We start from the raw sequence: 17,707 nt of genomic DNA on the forward strand, positions 1-17,707 counted from the left end.
CCTAAAGGTAGGTATGATTATGAATATGAAAAACATTTTCTATTGCCTGTTGCCGGGACTTCTTTTCGGAGCATGTTCTAATAAGGTCTACGAGGAGACAGGTGATAGCGTGATAGTTAAAGTACAACAGAAAGAAATAGGAGGGCCTCGTTTAGTTCGCCTTCAAGTGATGGGAGATAAGTTAATCCGTGTTTCCGCCACTGCCGACAGCAAGTTTGCCGATCCGCAAAGTTTGATTGTTGTTCCGCAGGAAAAACAAACATCCTTTGCCGTTGTGCAGAATGGCGATACGATTATAGTGTCTACTGAAGAAGTAAAAGCATCCGTACTGGCTAGTACCGGGGAAGTGTGGTTTACGGATCGAAACGGAGAGTTAATCCTGCAGGAAAACAAGGGAGGAGGAAAGAAGTTTACTCCGATAGAAGTGGAGGGGACGAAAGGATATACGATCTGTCAGGTATTTGAGTCTCCCGAAGATGAGGCGTTTTACGGATTAGGTCAGCATCAGGCGGATGAATTTAATTATAAGGGCAAGAATGAAGAATTGTTCCAATACAATACGAAAGTATCTGTTCCGTTTGTTGTTTCGAATAAAAATTATGGCATACTACTGGATAGTTATTCGTTGTGCCGCTTCGGTAATCCGAATGATTATTCCCAGTTGAACCGTATCTTTAAACTTTATGATAAGACAGGTCAGGAAGGGGCGCTTACCGGTACTTATGTACCGAAAAAAGGAGAAACTCTGGTTCGTCGGGAAGATTCCATTTATTTCGAGAATCTGAAAACGATTGAGAATCTTCCGAAGAAACTGCCGTTAATGGGGGCTAACGTCACTTATGAAGGAGAGATAGAGCCTGCTCAAACGGGAGAATTTAAGTTTATTCTTTATTATGCAGGATATGTCAAGGTTTATTTGAATAATGAGCTGGTAGTGCCGGAACGTTGGCGTACTGCATGGAATCCTAATAGTTATAAGTTTGCTGCTCATTTGGAAGCAGGAAAGCGTGTGCCGTTGAAAATCGAGTGGCAGCCTGATGGTGGGCAGTCTTATTGCGGGCTGCGTGCATTGACACCCGTTGATCCGAAAGAACAGGGGAAACAGTCGTGGTGGAGTGAAATGACCAAGCAGCTCGATTATTATTTTATGGCTGGTGAAGATATGGACGATGTGATTAGCGGTTATCGTACGCTGACCGGAAAGTCTCCCGTTATGCCGAAGTGGGCAATGGGTTTCTGGCAAAGTCGTGAGAAGTATAATACACAGGATGAAATGTTGGGAGCACTGAAGGGTTTTCGTGATCGTAAAATTCCGTTGGATAATATCGTACTGGATTGGAATCACTGGCCGGAGAATGCCTGGGGCAGTCACGAGTTTGATAAGCCTCGTTTTCCGGATCCGAAAGCAATGGTCGATTCAATCCATGCTATGCATGGTCGTATGATGATCTCGGTATGGCCTAAGTTCTATGTTACTACTGAACATTTCAAAGAATTCGACGAGAATGGCTGGATGTATCAGCAGTCTGTCAGGGATAGCTTGAAAGATTGGGTAGGTCCCGGTTACCATTATGGTTTTTATGATGCATACGATCCCGATGCACGGAAATTGTTCTGGAAACAGATGTATGAGCATTATTATCCGTTGGGTATAGATGCCTGGTGGATGGATGCCAGCGAACCGAATGTGCGTGACTGTACAGACCTGGAATATCGGAAGGCTTTGTGCGGGCCTACGGCATTAGGTTCCTCAACAGAATTCTTCAATGCTTATGCACTGATGAATGCGGAAGCGATTTATGACGGCCAGCGCGGGGTGGATAATAACAAACGGGTGTTCTTATTAACCCGTTCGGGATTTGCCGGATTGCAGCGTTATTCTACGGCTACATGGAGTGGGGATATCGGTACACGTTGGGAAGATATGAAAGCGCAGATTTCTGCAGGGTTGAATTTTGCGATGAGTGGAATTCCTTACTGGACAATGGATATTGGCGGTTTTTGTGTAGAGAATCGTTATGTGGCAGGACAGAAACAATGGAACGCGACAAAGACGGAAAACGCCGATTATAAAGAATGGCGTGAGTTGAATGCCCGCTGGTATCAATTCGGTGCGTTTGTGCCTTTGTATCGTGCACACGGGCAATACCCTTTCCGTGAAATATGGGAGATTGCGCCGGAAGGGCATCCGGCTTATCAGTCGGTTGTGTATTATACCAAGTTACGTTATAATATGATGCCGTATATTTATTCGTTGGCAGGTATGACCTGGTTGGATGATTATACGATCATGCGTCCCTTAGTTATGGATTTCACAGTGGATGCCGAAGTGAATAATATTGGTGACCAGTTTATGTTCGGTCCTTCGTTTATGGTATCTCCCGTTTATCGATATGGTGACCGCAGCCGTGAAATTTATTTCCCTCAATCAGAAGGCTGGTATGATTTTTATTCAGGCAAATTTCAGGCTGGAGGAGAGAGAAAGGTTATAGAAGCTCCTTATGAGCGTATTCCGTTGTATGTGCGTGCCGGTGCTATCGTACCATTCGGAGATGATATTCAGTATACGGATGAAAAACCGGCGGATCATATCCGTTTGTATATTTATCAGGGAGCGGATGGAGAGTTTACGTTATACGAAGATGAGGGTGTGAATTATAACTATGAACAAGGGAGGTATGCCATGATACCAATGAAGTATGATGAAGCTACCAAGACTTTAGTGATCGGTGAACGCCAGGGAGATTTTCCGGGTATGCTGAAAGAACGGACTTTCACTGTAATTACGGTCAATAAGGAAAAAGCCCAACCGTTTGATTTGAATGCGAAAGGGGTGACTGTGAAGTATAATGGCAGCAAACAGACATTGAAACTGTAAGCTGAATGATAATCCGTTGATGATGATTGGTAAACTAAAATATTTGATGCTGGGGGGCTGCCTTATACTGGGGAGCTGCTTGGCATTGGGAGGCTGTCTGATGTTATTAGGAGCATGTAGCAGTTCTCCCCTTGTATCTCCGCGGGAGCGATCCGACTTTAATGCAGACTGGCGTTTTCATTTGGGAGACGGGCTGCAAGCGGCACAACCTGGTTTTGCCGACAATGACTGGCGTGTACTGGATTTGCCCCACGACTGGGCGATTGAAGGAGACTTCAGTCAGGAAAATCCTTCCGGTACAGGAGGAGGGGCACTTCCGGGAGGAGTCGGTTGGTATCGCAAAATCTTTAGTGTAGACAAAGCGGATGCAGGAAAGATATTTCGCATTGAGTTTGACGGAGTATATATGAACTCGGAGGTATTTATCAATGGTGTTTCATTGGGAGTACGTCCTTATGGATATATTAGTTTCAGCTATGACCTGACTCCTTATCTGAAATGGGATGAACCGAATGTGCTGGCTGTACGTGTGGATAATGCGGAGCAACCTAATTCACGGTGGTATTCAGGTTGTGGCATTTACCGGAATGTGTGGCTAAGCAAGACCGGCCCAATACATGTGGGTGGATGGGGAACGTATGTCACAACCTCGTCAGTTGACGAAAAACAGGCTGTACTGAATCTCGCTACTACCCTTGTGAATGAAAGTGATACGAACGAAAATGTTACTGTCTGTTCTTCCTTGCAGGATGCTGAAGGCAGAGAAGTTGCTGAAACCCGGTCGAGCGGGAAAGCGGAAGCCGGTAAGGAAGTTGTTTTTACCCAGCAACTGACTGTAAAGCAACCTCAACTGTGGGATATTGATACTCCTTATCTGTATACACTGGTTACCAAAGTGATGCGAAACGAAGAATGTATGGATAGGTATACTACTCCTGTTGGTATTCGCACATTTAGTTTTGATGCCCGGAAAGGATTCACGTTGAATGGCAGGCAGACAAAAATTAATGGTGTGTGTATGCATCATGACCTGGGCTGTTTGGGAGCGGCAGTCAACACACGTGCCATTGAACGGCAATTGCAAATTCTGAAAGAAATGGGGTGTAACGGCATACGTTGTTCCCATAATCCTCCCGCACCCGAACTGCTTGATCTTTGTGACCGTATGGGATTTATCGTGATGGATGAGGCTTTTGATATGTGGCGGAAGAAAAAAACGGCACATGATTATGCCCGTTACTTCAATGAATGGCACGAGCGCGATTTGAATGACTTTATTTTGCGTGACCGTAATCATCCTTCTGTCTTTATGTGGAGTATCGGTAATGAAGTCCTCGAACAATGGAGTGATGCCAAAGCGGATACGTTGAGTCTGGAAGAGGCCAATCTGATCTTAAATTTCGGACATTCTTCTGAAATGTTAGCCAAAGAAGGAGAGGAGAGTGTCAACTCTTTGCTGACGAAAAAACTGGTAAGCTTTGTAAAAGGGCTTGATCCTACCCGTCCTGTCACTGCCGGATGCAATGAACCGAATTCCGGCAATCATTTATTCCGTTCCGGCGTACTGGATGTGATTGGCTATAATTATCATAACAAGGATATTCCCAATGTTCCGGCTAATTTCCCGGACAAGCCGTTTATCATTACTGAAAGCAATTCAGCGTTGATGACTCGCGGATATTACCGGATGCCCAGCGACCGGATGTTTATCTGGCCCGAGCGTTGGGACAAATCCTTTACCGATTCTACATTTGCCTGTTCATCTTATGAAAACTGTCATGTGCCTTGGGGAAACACTCATGAGGAAAGCTTGAAATTAGTCAGGGACAACGACTTTATCAGCGGGCAATATGTATGGACGGGATTTGATTATATCGGGGAACCGACTCCTTACGGATGGCCTGCGCGTAGTTCGTACTTTGGTATTGTAGATCTGGCTGGTTTCCCGAAAGATGTCTACTATTTGTATCAGTCGGAATGGACGGATAAGCAGGTGTTGCACCTTTTCCCGCACTGGAACTGGACTCCGGGACAGGAGATTGATATGTGGTGCTACTATAATCAGGCTGATGAAGTGGAACTGTTTGTGAATGGAAAGTCGCAAGGAGTGAAGCGTAAAGACCTTGATAATCTGCATGTAGCTTGGCGTGTGAAGTTTGAACCGGGAACGGTGAAGGTCATTGCACGAGAGAGTGGTAAGGTAGTGGCGGAAAAGGAAATCTGCACAGCCGGAAAACCCGCAGAGATTCGTCTGACTCCTGATCGTTCTATTCTGACTGCTGATGGAAAAGATTTGTGTTTTGTCACTGTGGAGGTGTTGGATGAGAAAGGAAATCTTTGCCCTGATGCTGACAATCTAGTGAATTTCACAGTACAAGGTAATGGCTTTATCGCAGGGGTAGACAACGGAAACCCGGTATCGATGGAACGCTTTAAGGATGAAAAGAGGAAAGCATTTTATGGAAAATGCCTTGTTGTCATTCAGAACGATGGAAAACCGGGAAAAGCAAAGCTGACGGCTACTTCAGAGGGACTTCGGCAAGCTGTACTAAAGATTTCGGCAGAGGAATTGTAAACTGTAAATGATTATTGGAATAATGAAGATATTTTTATTGACTATATGTTTCCTGTCTGTTCAGACAGGCATGGTGGCGATTGCTCAAGACAAGAAACAAACACCGGTGTATCTGGATGATGCACAACCGATAGAGGTTAGGGTACAGGATGCGCTGAACCGTATGACTGTGGAGGAGAAAACTCGTCTTAGTTATGCACAAGGGAAGTTTAGCTCCCCTGGCTGTCCCCGTTTGGGTATTCCTGAACTTTGGATGAGTGACGGACCTCACGGCGTGCGTGCCGAAATTAACTGGAATGATTGGGGATATGCCGGATGGACGAACGATAGTTGCACTGCTTTTCCTGCACTGACCTGTCTGGCAGCTAGTTGGAATCCGCTATTGGCAGAGAAATATGGATATGCCATCGGTGAAGAAGCCCGTTATCGTGAAAAGGATGTTTTGTTGGGACCGGGTGTGAATATCTATCGTACCCCGCTCAACGGGCGTAACTTTGAATATATGGGGGAAGACCCTTATTTAGCCTCGGAGCTTTGTGTGCCTTATATTCAGGGAGTGCAGAAGAATGGAGTAGCCGCCTGTGTGAAACATTACGCACTGAACAATCAGGAATTATGGCGGGGACATATCGATGTGCAGCTAAGTGACCGTGCATTGTATGAGATATATCTGCCTGCCTTTAAGGCTGCTGTGGAAAGAGGGAAGGCTTGGTCTATTATGGGAGCGTACAATAAGGTGCGCGGAACTCATGCTACTCATCATAAACTGCTGAATAATGATATATTGAAGGGAGAATGGAACTTCGACGGTTGTGTCATAACAGATTGGGGAGCTGCGCATGATACCTATGAAGCTGCCATGTATGGCTTGGATATTGAAATGGGATCTTATACGAATGGTTTGACTTCAGAATCGGAATTCGGTTATGACGATTATTACTTGGGTAAGTCTTATCTGAAAATGGTTCGGGAAGGTAAGATTCCGATGGAAGTAGTGAATGATAAGGCTGCCCGTGTGTTGCGTCTGATTTTCCGTACAGCCATGAATCGCAGGAAACCGTTCGGGGCACTGACTAGTGAAGAGCACTATCGTACGGCTTATGAGATTGCAACAGAGGGTATTGTCCTGTTGAAAAATGGAACCGGTAAGAAACAACCTGCCTTATTGCCTGTACCTCAAGGAAAATACAAACGTATTTTAGTGGTGGGAGATAATGCTACCCGTAATTTGATGTTAGGTGGTGGCTCTTCAGAGTTGAAAGTTCAGAAAGTGATTTCACCACTGGACGGTATAAAGGCCAAATTTGGTGACGGTGTGGTTTATGCACAAGGTTACACAAGCGGTCGCCCGATGTATGGACGGGCGGATGTCATTCCGCAGGTTACTGTGGATTCTTTGCGTAATGATGCGGTGGAAAAGGCGATGAATTCGGATTTGGTGATTTTTGTAGGCGGACTAAATAAGAATCATTTTCAGGACTGTGAGGGTGGAGACCGTTTATCATACGAACTTCCTTTTGCGCAGAATGAGTTGATGGAAGCCTTGTTGAAGGTAAATAAAAATCTGGTAGCAGTGATTGTCAGCGGAAATGCGGTGGAAATGCCTTGGGTAAAGGAGATTCCTTCTATTGTCCAGTCGTGGTATTTAGGCTCTGTTGGTGGGGAGGCGCTGGCTGATGTGTTGAGTGGAGAGGTGACTCCCAGTGGTAAACTTCCTTTCTCTTATCCGGTGAAACTGGAGGATTGTCCGGCTCATTTCTTTGGGGAAATCAGTTATCCGGGCGATAGCATCCGTCAAGAATATAAAGAAGATATTCTGGTTGGCTATCGTTGGTATGATACGAAGAAGGTGCAGCCACTTTTTCCTTTTGGTTATGGCATGAGTTATACTACCTTTGAGTATAGTAAACCTGTAATATCGGCTCAAACAATGAATACTGATGGCAGTATAGATGTTTCTGTAAAGGTTAAGAATACAGGAAAAGTAGCAGGGAAAGAGATTATCCAACTATACATTGGTGATGAGGAGTGTAGTGTCCTCCGTCCAGTTAAGGAATTGAAAGATTTTCGGAAGGTACAACTTCTTCCGAATGAAGAAAAAGAGGTGAAGTTTACAATCAAACCGGAAGCATTGCAATTCTTTGATGATAAACAGCGTACTTGGGTGGCAGAACCTGGAAAATTCAAGGCATACATTGCCGCCTCTTCTTCTGATATTCGCGGTACGGTGACATTCGAATATATTCAATAATAAAGTTAACGGGTTGATACACAACGCTTATTGGACATATAGATACAGAGTGGTGGATATATATACTCACCATCGTGTATCTATATGTCCACTATGATGAGTATGTATGTCCACCAAACTGAAAGACGATGTTTTATGATTGTTTATTGAATACCCTATTTTAGTTTCTTCTGATATTCATCCGAATTCAATATTTCCAGTGCTTTTTGTATACTCTCATTCGTGGTATTCATTACCCGGAAATATTCGTTCATATCCCAAAGGTCACGGGCTATCAATGCTTTGAGCTGGGTCTTGATAAGAGGGAGCGATTTCTGATATTGCTCTTCATTGAACTTCACTCCTTCTTTCTCTCCGATTTCTTTTAGATTGGCGAGCATGTCATCATCGACTACGAATTTCTCATCAAACGATTCGAACTTCTTGTATTTGTTTGCCAACTCTTTCCGGTGTCCTTCGATAAACTGCATGGTGAATTTAATCACGGCTCCTTTGGCTACCAGATTACGGTGATAATCCGTATAAAGAGTAGTGTCGATAGGTACGAAATAATCCGGCATGATACCACCTCCACCATAGACGGTACGTCCGAGTTTTTTGGTTTGTACTTTCAGCGAATCCGGGAAATGAATACTGTCAGCATTCATCAGTTCACCGTGGTTGAAACGTTCTATCAAATCCTTGTTGTAATCAACAGTACTGTCGTACGGTTTTTGGATGGAACGACCCGATGGAGTATAATAGCGTGCAATAGTCAAACGAATCATGGAACCGTCCGGCAGGTCGATAGGACGTTGCACCAATCCTTTGCCGAAAGAGCGGCGTCCTACAATAATTCCTCTGTCCCAATCCTGTACTGCGCCACTGACAATTTCACTGGCAGAGGCTGTGTACTCATCCACCAGAATGATAAGACGTCCATTACGGAAATCTCCATTCCCTTTGGCATAGAAATCACTGCGTTTGGCAGTCCGGCCTTCGGTATATACGATTAGCTCCTTTTGTCCCAGGAATTCGTTAGCAAGGTCAATGGCTGCATTGAGATAACCACCTCCGTTTCCTTGCAGGTCGAGAATCATATCCTTCATACCTTGCTTCTGAAGACTTGTCATTGCTTTTTTGAATTCTTCGGCAGTGGTTGCTCCAAAACGGTTGATGCGGATATAACCCGTTTTAGGTTGAATCATATAGGAGGCATCGAGGCTAAGGATAGGTATCTTGTCTCTTTTCACTGTAAACAATAAAGGGTCTTGCACGCCACGACGAACGATTGTCAGATTGACTTTCGAACCTTTCGGGCCACGAAGACGCTTCATTATATCTTCCGTACTCATTTTCACTCCGGCAATAGCGCTGTCGTTCACGGCAATGATACGGTCACCGGCAAGGATGCCGACTTTCTCGGAAGGTCCGTTGCTGACAGGTTGCACCACCAACAGGGTGTCTTCTATCATCTGGAATTGCACTCCGATACCCTTGAAGTTACCTTGAAGTGGTTCGTTCATCTTCTTCACTTCCTCTGCATCCGAATAAGTAGAGTGCGGATCAAGTTGTGCCAGCATTTTGATGATGGCTTCTTCTACCAACTTGTCTTCATCTACTTTGTCCACATAGAAATTGGAGATTGCAAACTCTGCCATTTGTAACTTTCGCATGGCTTCGGAACCGAAGTTCTGGGCTTGTGTGGCAACTGCCCACAAGCAAACGGATAGTATAATCGTTAGTTTTTTCATCATCTTTTCTGACTCACCGCCTATTCCCTAACGAGTGTTATTCACTCATTTTCATTCCTTTGGGAATAAACAGGCTGATATCTTTATTATAGGTTAATAACTCGCGTACAATTGTAGAGCTGACGCAAGTCAGTTCCGGTTCTGTGAAGAGCAGGATGGTTTCAATCCCTGCCAGTTTGCGGTTAATGTCTGCAATGGTCTCTTCGTACTCGAAATCCTTCACCGTACGGATACCGCGGACAATGAACCTGGCCTCTACTTCCTGCGCAAAATCAATTGTCAGACAGTCATAGGACATCACCTGGATACGAGGTTCGTCTTTATAAAGTTCCCGAATCATTTCTTCTCTTTTCTCAATGGGGAAGTAGGTATTCTTGTTCTCATTGATACCGATTCCTATCACGATTTCGTCCATAAAGGTAAGTGCACGTTCCACTACCGAGTAATGTCCGATGGTGAAAGGGTCGAAAGTACCCGGGAATATTGCTTTTCTCATGATGCCAAGTCTTCTTCTATAACCAGATTGTCTATAATAAAGTTCTGTCGTTCCATGGTATTTTTGCCCATGTAGAATTCGAGTAGTTCTTTTACCGCATCCGTTTTGCGCAGTGTCACCTGCTCCAGACGCATATCTTTACCAATGAAATGTTTGAACTCATCCGGTGAGATTTCTCCCAAACCTTTAAATCGGGTGATCTCCGGATTCGGTCCTAGTTCATTGATAGCATTGATGCGTTCTTCCTCGCTGTAGCAGTAATTTGTCTTTTTCTTGTTGCGTACACGGAACAAAGGCGTCTGCAGGATATATACATGTCCTTTCTTGATGAGATCAGGGAAGAATTGCAGGAAGAAAGTAATCAGCAACAGGCGGATGTGCATACCGTCCACATCGGCATCGGTTGCTACGATTACTTTGTTGTAGCGTAATCCTTCAATACCATCTTCTATATTCAGGGCTGCTTGAAGCAGGTTGAATTCCTCGTTCTCGTAAACCACTTTTTTGGTCAGTCCGAAAGAGTTCAATGGTTTACCACGGAGACTGAATACTGCTTGGGTGTTGACATCACGACTTTTGGTGATGGAACCGCTTGCTGAGTCTCCCTCGGTGATAAAGATGCAGGAGTCTTCCTCCAGTCCTTTGCCTTTCGGATCGTTGAGGTGTATGCGGCAGTCACGTAGTTTGCGGTTGTGCAGGTTGGCTTTCTTGGCACGTTCACGGGCAAGTTTCGTTACCCCTGCAATGGCTTTACGCTCCTTTTCAGATTCTTGTATCTTTTGTTGAATTGCTTCGGCTATGTCCGCATTCTTGTGCAGGAAGTTGTCCACTTCCTGTTTGATAAAGTCGCCTACATACTTATTGACCGTTACGCCACCGGGAACCATATTGGTAGAACCCAGTTTAGTTTTCGTCTGACTTTCGAAGATCGGTTCTTCCACATTGACGGCAATGGCGGCAACCAATCCGTTACGGATATCGGTGTAGTCCATGTTCTTGTTGAAGAACTCTTTGATGGTACGGGCAATGTGTTCTTTGAAGGCACTTTGATGCGTACCACCTTGGGTAGTATGCTGACCGTTGACGAAAGAATAATATTCTTCTCCGTATTGTCCGGTATGCGTGAAGGCGATTTCGATGTCTTCCCCTTTCAGGTGGATGATCGGGTAAAGCCCGGTTGCCGTCATGTTGTCGTTCAAAAGGTCTACCAGACCGTTGCGCGACAAGATACGGTGTCCGTTATAGATGATAGCAAGCCCCGTATTGAGATACGTGTAGTTACGTAGCATTGTCTCAATAAATTCGGGCTTGAAACAGTAATTCAGGAATAGTGTATTATCCGGTTCAAAGAAGATGTAAGTTCCGTTTTCTTCTTCGGTATTCTTTGTCTCATCGGTCAGTAAGTTTCCTTTTGAGAAAGTGGCGATACGCACTTTGCCGTCGCGGTAACTGCGTACCTCGAAACGGGAGCTTAAAGCGTTGACGGCTTTCACACCGACACCATTCAGTCCGACACTTTTCTTAAATGCCTTGCTGTCGTATTTACCACCGGTATTCAGCATGCTGACAGCCTCGATGAGTTTTCCCTGTGGGATGCCTCGTCCGTAGTCGCGTACACTGACACGAAGGTTTTCTTCAACGGTAATCTCGATTTTCTTACCGGCTTGCATTTTGAACTCGTCAATACTGTTGTCAATTACTTCTTTCAGGAGGACATAGATTCCATCTTCGGCATGTGCACCGTCGCCCAGCCTTCCGATATACATACCGGGGCGTGTGCGTACATGTTCCATGTCACTCAAGTGGCGGATGTTGTCGTCAGTGTACTCTACTGCATTGTTGTTGTCTACAGGTATCAATTCGTTCTCTTCCATAGCTGTTTTTTATTTTATCTCTTTGATGAACGCACGGCGGCGCTTATGTTGTTGAGTCTCAAAGTAATCCCATTGTGCCTGAACTTTACCGTTCAATTCCAGTTCGGGATTGCTTTCTGCAAATATAAAACCTAATTTTTGATAAACTGGAATTAAATCGGAAAATAACAAAGCGTTAACACCTTTATTCTGATATTCCGGCTTCACTGCAACGAGTAGTAGATCAAGCATTTTGGCACGGCGTTTCATGAATAGTGCCTTTAATAGATAGAACCATCCGAGCGGCAACAAACGTCCGTTTGATTTCTGTAAAGCCTCGGCCAGTGAGGGCATGGAGATGCCTACGCAGACCAGTTCATCGTTGGCGTCAGTGATAAGGGTAACCATCCGTAAGTCGAGGATCGGCAGATACATTTTTACGTACTGGTCGATCTGTCGCTGTGTCAATGGAGAATAGCCGTAGAGTGGGCTGTATGCTTCATTCATCAGTTCGAAAATCTTCTGTCCGTAGTCTTTGGCTATCTTTCTTCCGGAGGAGTATTTTTTTATCTTGAGGTTGTATTTTCGTTGGATTAGTTCGGAGATACGCTTATGTTTGTCGGGAATGGCATCCGGTATGTAGATTTTGTATTCCACCCAGTCGGCGTCTTTCTCGAAGCCCAACTTTTCCATGTGTACCGGATAGTACGGGTAGTTGTAGATAGTGGCCATGGTGCTAAGTTGATCGAATCCTTCGATCAGCATTCCTTCCGCATCGAAATCGGTAAATCCGAGAGGGCCGGCAATATGAGTCATGCCCCGTTCTTTTCCCCAGTCTTCCACTGCTTTGATGAGTGCGGACGATACTTCGGGATCGTCGATAAAGTCTATCCATCCGAAACGAACGTTTTTACATTCCCACTTCTTGTTCGCCTGGTTATTGATAATTGCAGCTACACGTCCTACTATTTTATCGTCCCGATATGCAAGGAAATAATCAGCTTCACAGAATTCGAATGCTGCATTTTTCTTCTTGTTGAAGGTGTTGAGCATGTCGTCATAGAGGTCAGGCACAGAGTAAGGGTTGCCCTTGTACATTCTGTAATTGAAACGGATAAATTTCTTAAGCTCTCTCTTTGTGGAGACTTTCTTGATTGTAATAGCCATATCTCGTATTTATGATTTGAGGAGGCAAAGATACGTGATAATCTTTAAATTACAACGCGTAGGGTGGCAAAAACTGTGTGAGGGTAAAACAATGCACATTGCCGGAATAATCGCAAACAATCATACAATTTCCGGATACGGCAACTGTTGAGAATATGGGTGCTCCAAGATTTAGTTTTTCTTTTATGATACCGGTTGACTGGTCGATGGCGTAGAGGTAGCCGTCGGAAGCACCGATAAACACGGTTCCTTGCGAAGCGACAGGGCTGGTTTCTACTCCGGCTTGCGGTGTGGTGGAGTAAGGCGCAGTGTACACCAGAGACGGTAATGTTTCAGCTTTCCATTTGTTGAAAAGGGTCGACTTGTCCAGTGCCATCACTCCGCGCTCTACGGTTCCGAAAATGATTTCGTTTTCAGTGACCAGAGGGGTAGAGGTGGCATCCAGATTGATTGATAAATCTTTTTGTTGAAGTACAGTTCCGGTTTTGGGCTCGATGGTAAACAGGCTTTTGGAAGAGATAATCCATAATTTGCCGTCTTTGTAAACCGGAGACGCGCCACGATTGCCGAGTCCGTTGTCCGAGAGTTTCCAAAGTTGTTTTCCTGTATGGATGTCGTTGCCGTATAGTCCTCCCCATTGAGTTCCACTGATAAGTACGCCATCGGCAATGGCTAATGTGGTGGTGGAGCCTTCACGTTGCCGCCAGTCTTTGTTGGTCCATAGAATGCGTCCGGTTTTCAGGTCATAGGCAGATAAACCTACACCGATTCCGGCGTAGACTACTCCGTTATCTGCTGTCAGTCCCTCAGTGAGATATGGATAGCTGTCCAAGTCGATTCGTTGTTTCCATAGCAGCTGACCTGTTTTTGCATCAATGGCATATAGATGGCAGGCGGCATCCTGTGCTACAATAATTCCATCTTCATAAGCAATGGTGTTCTTTATCGAGTTTTCTGTCCGGTATTTCCATACGGGCTTCCCGGAGTTGAGATCGAATGCGCAAATATAGGTGTTTAGCGAAACATTATCGTCTGTGGTAGCTGTAAATACTTGGCCGTCCGCTATGAGGGGGGAAGTCATAAAAATGTTGCTTCCGGTATTGGAGGTCCAAGCCAGTTGTAGAGGGAGATGGAGGTTGGAATGATTGATTCCTCCGGTATGGGCGGCATTTTGGAGCAAGGTATTCCAGTTCTCCCCGGGAGTGATGGATGGTTTGAAGCCATTCTCATAAATGAATGAACTGGAGTCTGTCGCTTTCTTTCCGTCATTGAAAGAGGAGGTGACTGTCAGTTTGAGTTCTCTCCCGTTTTTATCGGAGGGGATTGAAATATTAGCAGTCCAATTCCAATCGGTGAGGGGTGCGAGAGTGCCTTGTGCTATTTCTTCGTTACTTTCCGGAGTGGTCAATATATATGAGATTTGTTGGGGCTTTGCATGCGAATTGTATGCATTTACAGAAATGGAAAGTTGTCCGTTAGTATTGGTTCCCACTTTTTGTTGTTTCATTGGAAAGACGATGGTGGTTTGTGGGGCGACGAAAGTATATCGTAGCTGTGTGGTGATATTGTCGTTTGCGTCTACTTTAATGTCGCGGAAAGAGGAGGGGGAGTGGTCAATACCACCTTTGTCCAGCGTGCTGGTACAAATGGTATAGATTCCGTTTTGATTGCGCACATAGTTGTAGTGCATGTGCCCGTATATTTGGGCTTTGGCGTTGAACGAGCGGAAATCGAGCACGTGCTGATCGTCCGCTTTGAATACGAAAGTGTCATTGGGGGTGAGCAGGTCATGATTGAAAATAATCAGGGCCTGATCTTTCTTCATGGAAGAGAGGTCATTTTTCAGCCAGTTATATACATCTTTCAGAGTGTAATCGGTCGGGTTGTCGCCGTGGTCGATGGGGGTGACTACATAATGGATATTTCCGATATCAAATGAATACCAGGTCGGACCGTAGATGGATTCATAAAGTTCTTCGCCGTAGTTGCCTTTTACAAGGTCATGATTACCTATGCAGTAGTAAACAGGGCAGTCCATGGTCTGTGCATTTACTATCCGGTTGTGCATTTGCAAGCCCGGTTCGTAACAAATATCTCCGGTGTGAATCAGAAAGGCGGGCTTTTCGCTGTTGATGTAATTTTTTAAATCTGTCACCCATCTGCCCAGTCCTCCGGTAGCTTCAGTATCAGTGATTTGGATGAAAGAGTGCTCTTTGGATTGAGTCCGTTCACTTTCTGTCAGCAGGAAGTCATAGGTTTCTCTGTTTTCCTGGGTAGGCAAATAGAATTGTTGCGTTTCGAATCCGGTAGGGGTGGTAATAGTGATAAATCTTGTTTTTGCGAATCCGGGTAAAGAGAACCGACCTTTTTTATCTGTTTTTACCACATTCAATCCATCTGTTACCATGACTCCCATCAGCGGCTTATCGCTTTTATCCAATATGCCCGATTGGTTGCTGTCGATATAGACTGTCCCTTTAAATTGAGCGCATAGTGGGAGACATAGCATCAATGACAATAGTATGACGGATAGTTTTTTCATGATCGGTTCTCTGTTTTTTAGTGTGTTAAGCTAATAATCTTTTTTCCTTATTTTAGTTGTTTCATTTCTTCATTATACCTTACTTCTTCTTTACACAAGGGTTTATACCAGGTTTTTCTTAGTATCAGTGTCGTAACCAGAAGTAGCGCGATAGAACTCCATAGTCCCAGTTGTTCGCGGACAACGAGATACATCGGAATGATGGTGAGACTGCATTGCCAGATAATACCGATAACCACGTTGAATGCATCTCTTTTGAAGTTCTTGTTGGGCTGTATATGGGGGTAACGGGCCAAAGCTTTTTCTTCAATAGGTTTCCACCATCCCCATGGACGTACACGGGTGTAGAAGCTGATTAATGTTTCTTCGTCTGTCGGAGGTGCACTGTACGTTCCGGCAATACATCCTATCAGAGAGACACCGAACAGTACCGGGAAGAAGTAGAGCACCCATGCGTCGGGAACGGTAAACTTCATGACAATGGCTGCTATGACTCCGGCAGTCATTCCCCAGAAGTAACCTTCGCCATTGAAGCGCCACCAATGCCATTTCAATACATTGGCTGCGATGTATCCTCCGAAGAGTGCGCCTACAATCCATTGGAATATTTCATTGATGTCTTTCAGGAAGAATCCGATGATAGTGCTGACAACTACCACTGCAACAGAAATGATATAGCTGCTGCGTATCTGTGTTTTCACACTCGCTTTCGGATTGATATATTTCAAATAAATATCATTCACGATATAGGCTGGTGCGGCATTGACTGTGGATGCAAAGGTTGACATGAAAGCCGCTAGTAGTCCGGCTAATAAGATTCCTGCCAATCCTGCCGGTACGTAACGTGTGATTAGGTGGGGGAGAATGGTCTCAAAATCGGTCCGTGTCACTTCCATTTGTGTCAGGCCGCCATCTTCTTTAAAGAAGTAGATAGCCAGCAGGGCAAACCCCATAATCATCAGGTAGCGGGGAATTAACAGTACGACCGACACGGAGCCGCTCATCATAGCCGCTTCTTTAGGGGATTTACAGGATAGAATTTTCTGCATATCATAGTTGGGCGCAGGTCCTGCCATACTCATAAATATACCTTTAAGTAAAGCCATCATGACGAAGATACTAATCAGGCTATATGGTTCATTTGCCATGCGTTCTGTCAGGAGGTTCATTCGGCTGCTCCAGTCAACGTCCAGTGTCCATCCGAAGAAAGGGGAGTCCCATCCGGCGGGAACGAAGGAGTGAATCATATCCGGCGCTACCATTTGCATTCCGATAACAACGATAACGATACCTGCTATTGTCATAATCAGGAATTGCACCACGTCTGTCCATACAATACTCAACATACCTCCGAGCATAACGTAGAATGTGGCGATGGCGGTAAAGAAGATTCCATATACGTGGGGGACGTATTCTGCCGGAACATTGAAAGGAATGTAAGGAGATACTACTTCCCAGGGGATGAATATCTCCATAAACTTGCCAATACCTATGAAACCGTAACTTAGAAAACCTAAGACACTCAATAGTGCGAAGATGATAACAATCGTATGTGAAAGGGTGGACCCTTTACCTTTTCCGAAACGCGTCTTGATCCATTCCGCTCCGGTAAGTACATTGGAACGGCGGAGCCACACGGACAGATACACCATTAGAAATATCTGATTGAATACCGGCCATAACCAGGGAATCCAGAGGCTCTTGAATCCATAGGCGAATGCCCAATATACCATTAGCATCGTGCCTGTGATGTCGAACATTCCGGAGGCATTGGACAGTCCGAGCATATAAAAAGGCAGTGATTTTCCTCCTAGAAAATAGGAGTCCATATTTTGGGCAGCTCGTTTTTTTAGAATAAGTCCGATGACAATCATAGCGATCAGGTAAGCGCAAATGATGAGAAGGTCGGTAGTGTGTAATTTCATACTATAGGTTTGAATCGATTTATATGTTATGATCTTTGTCGCAAAGGTAGGCGGAAAGTGGTAAGGAAACAAATATTATTTTAACTCATTCTGATACTATATTGATATCGCCGGAGTTTTATTTTTGTATTGACATATTCAGTGATAGATACAGAGATACGGGTAGAAGTAGCTTCATATAAAAAGAAGAACGGAGGTGTGTCATAATGAATAATAAAACGCAGATTAACGCAAATTATCGCAGATTATTCCAATTATATTGATATATTAATCAACGACTTATAAAA

At 44.6% G+C, this 17,707-nt stretch carries 9 protein-coding genes; 3 read left to right on the top strand and 6 right to left on the bottom strand.

The features are described from left to right. The first annotated feature begins 13 nt into the window (after nt 1-13). The 3 genes from DXA54_RS03105 to DXA54_RS03115 are packed head-to-tail and all read left to right on the top strand — an operon-like array spanning nt 14 to nt 7,704. Nucleotides 14-2,878 (top strand): alpha-xylosidase BoGH31A, encoded by a 2,865-nt coding sequence (locus tag DXA54_RS03105; protein WP_207903485.1) that lies wholly within the window; start codon nt 14-16, stop codon nt 2,876-2,878. Between the two features lie 19 nt (nt 2,879-2,897). Beyond that, nucleotides 2,898-5,453, top strand: a complete 2,556-nt coding sequence (locus DXA54_RS03110) for a beta-galactosidase BoGH2A (RefSeq protein ID WP_120078965.1) — start codon at nt 2,898-2,900, stop codon at nt 5,451-5,453. Between the two features lie 22 nt (nt 5,454-5,475). Then, on the top strand, nt 5,476-7,704 hold the full coding sequence (locus DXA54_RS03115; protein WP_120078994.1) for a glycoside hydrolase family 3 C-terminal domain-containing protein: 2,229 nt from the start codon (nt 5,476-5,478) through the stop codon (nt 7,702-7,704). Between the two features lie 155 nt (nt 7,705-7,859). Here DXA54_RS03115 and DXA54_RS03120 read toward each other — a convergent pair whose 3' ends face one another. The 6 genes from DXA54_RS03120 to DXA54_RS03145 are packed head-to-tail and all read right to left on the bottom strand — an operon-like array spanning nt 7,860 to nt 17,420. Further along, nucleotides 7,860-9,437, bottom strand: a complete 1,578-nt coding sequence (locus DXA54_RS03120) for a S41 family peptidase (protein WP_120078995.1) — start codon at nt 9,435-9,437, stop codon at nt 7,860-7,862. Nucleotides 9,438-9,474: 37 nt separating this feature from the next. Further along, nucleotides 9,475-9,933: a pantetheine-phosphate adenylyltransferase gene (gene coaD, locus DXA54_RS03125; RefSeq protein WP_032844330.1), complete on the bottom strand. Its 459-nt coding sequence runs from the start codon at nt 9,931-9,933 to the stop codon at nt 9,475-9,477. Further along, entirely contained in the window at nt 9,930-11,807 is a 1,878-nt protein-coding gene (locus DXA54_RS03130; protein WP_004302623.1) for a DNA topoisomerase IV subunit B, read from the bottom strand. The genes coaD and DXA54_RS03130 overlap by 4 nt, the downstream gene beginning before the upstream one ends. A gap of 9 nt (nt 11,808-11,816) precedes the next feature. Next, on the bottom strand, nt 11,817-12,953 hold the full coding sequence (locus tag DXA54_RS03135; protein WP_120078966.1) for a GNAT family N-acetyltransferase: 1,137 nt from the start codon (nt 12,951-12,953) through the stop codon (nt 11,817-11,819). A 49-nt stretch (nt 12,954-13,002) separates the two neighbouring features. Continuing rightward, nucleotides 13,003-15,495 (bottom strand): PQQ-binding-like beta-propeller repeat protein, encoded by a 2,493-nt coding sequence (locus DXA54_RS03140; RefSeq protein ID WP_120078967.1) that lies wholly within the window; start codon nt 15,493-15,495, stop codon nt 13,003-13,005. A gap of 47 nt (nt 15,496-15,542) precedes the next feature. Beyond that, nucleotides 15,543-17,420, bottom strand: a complete 1,878-nt coding sequence (locus DXA54_RS03145; RefSeq protein ID WP_120078968.1) for a sodium:solute symporter family protein — start codon at nt 17,418-17,420, stop codon at nt 15,543-15,545. Between the last annotated feature and the right edge of the window lie 287 nt (nt 17,421-17,707).

The sequence above is a fragment of the Bacteroides sp. OF03-11BH genome (assembly GCF_003604005.1).
In the GTDB taxonomy this organism is placed as follows: Bacteria; Bacteroidota; Bacteroidia; order Bacteroidales; family Bacteroidaceae; genus Bacteroides; species Bacteroides ovatus.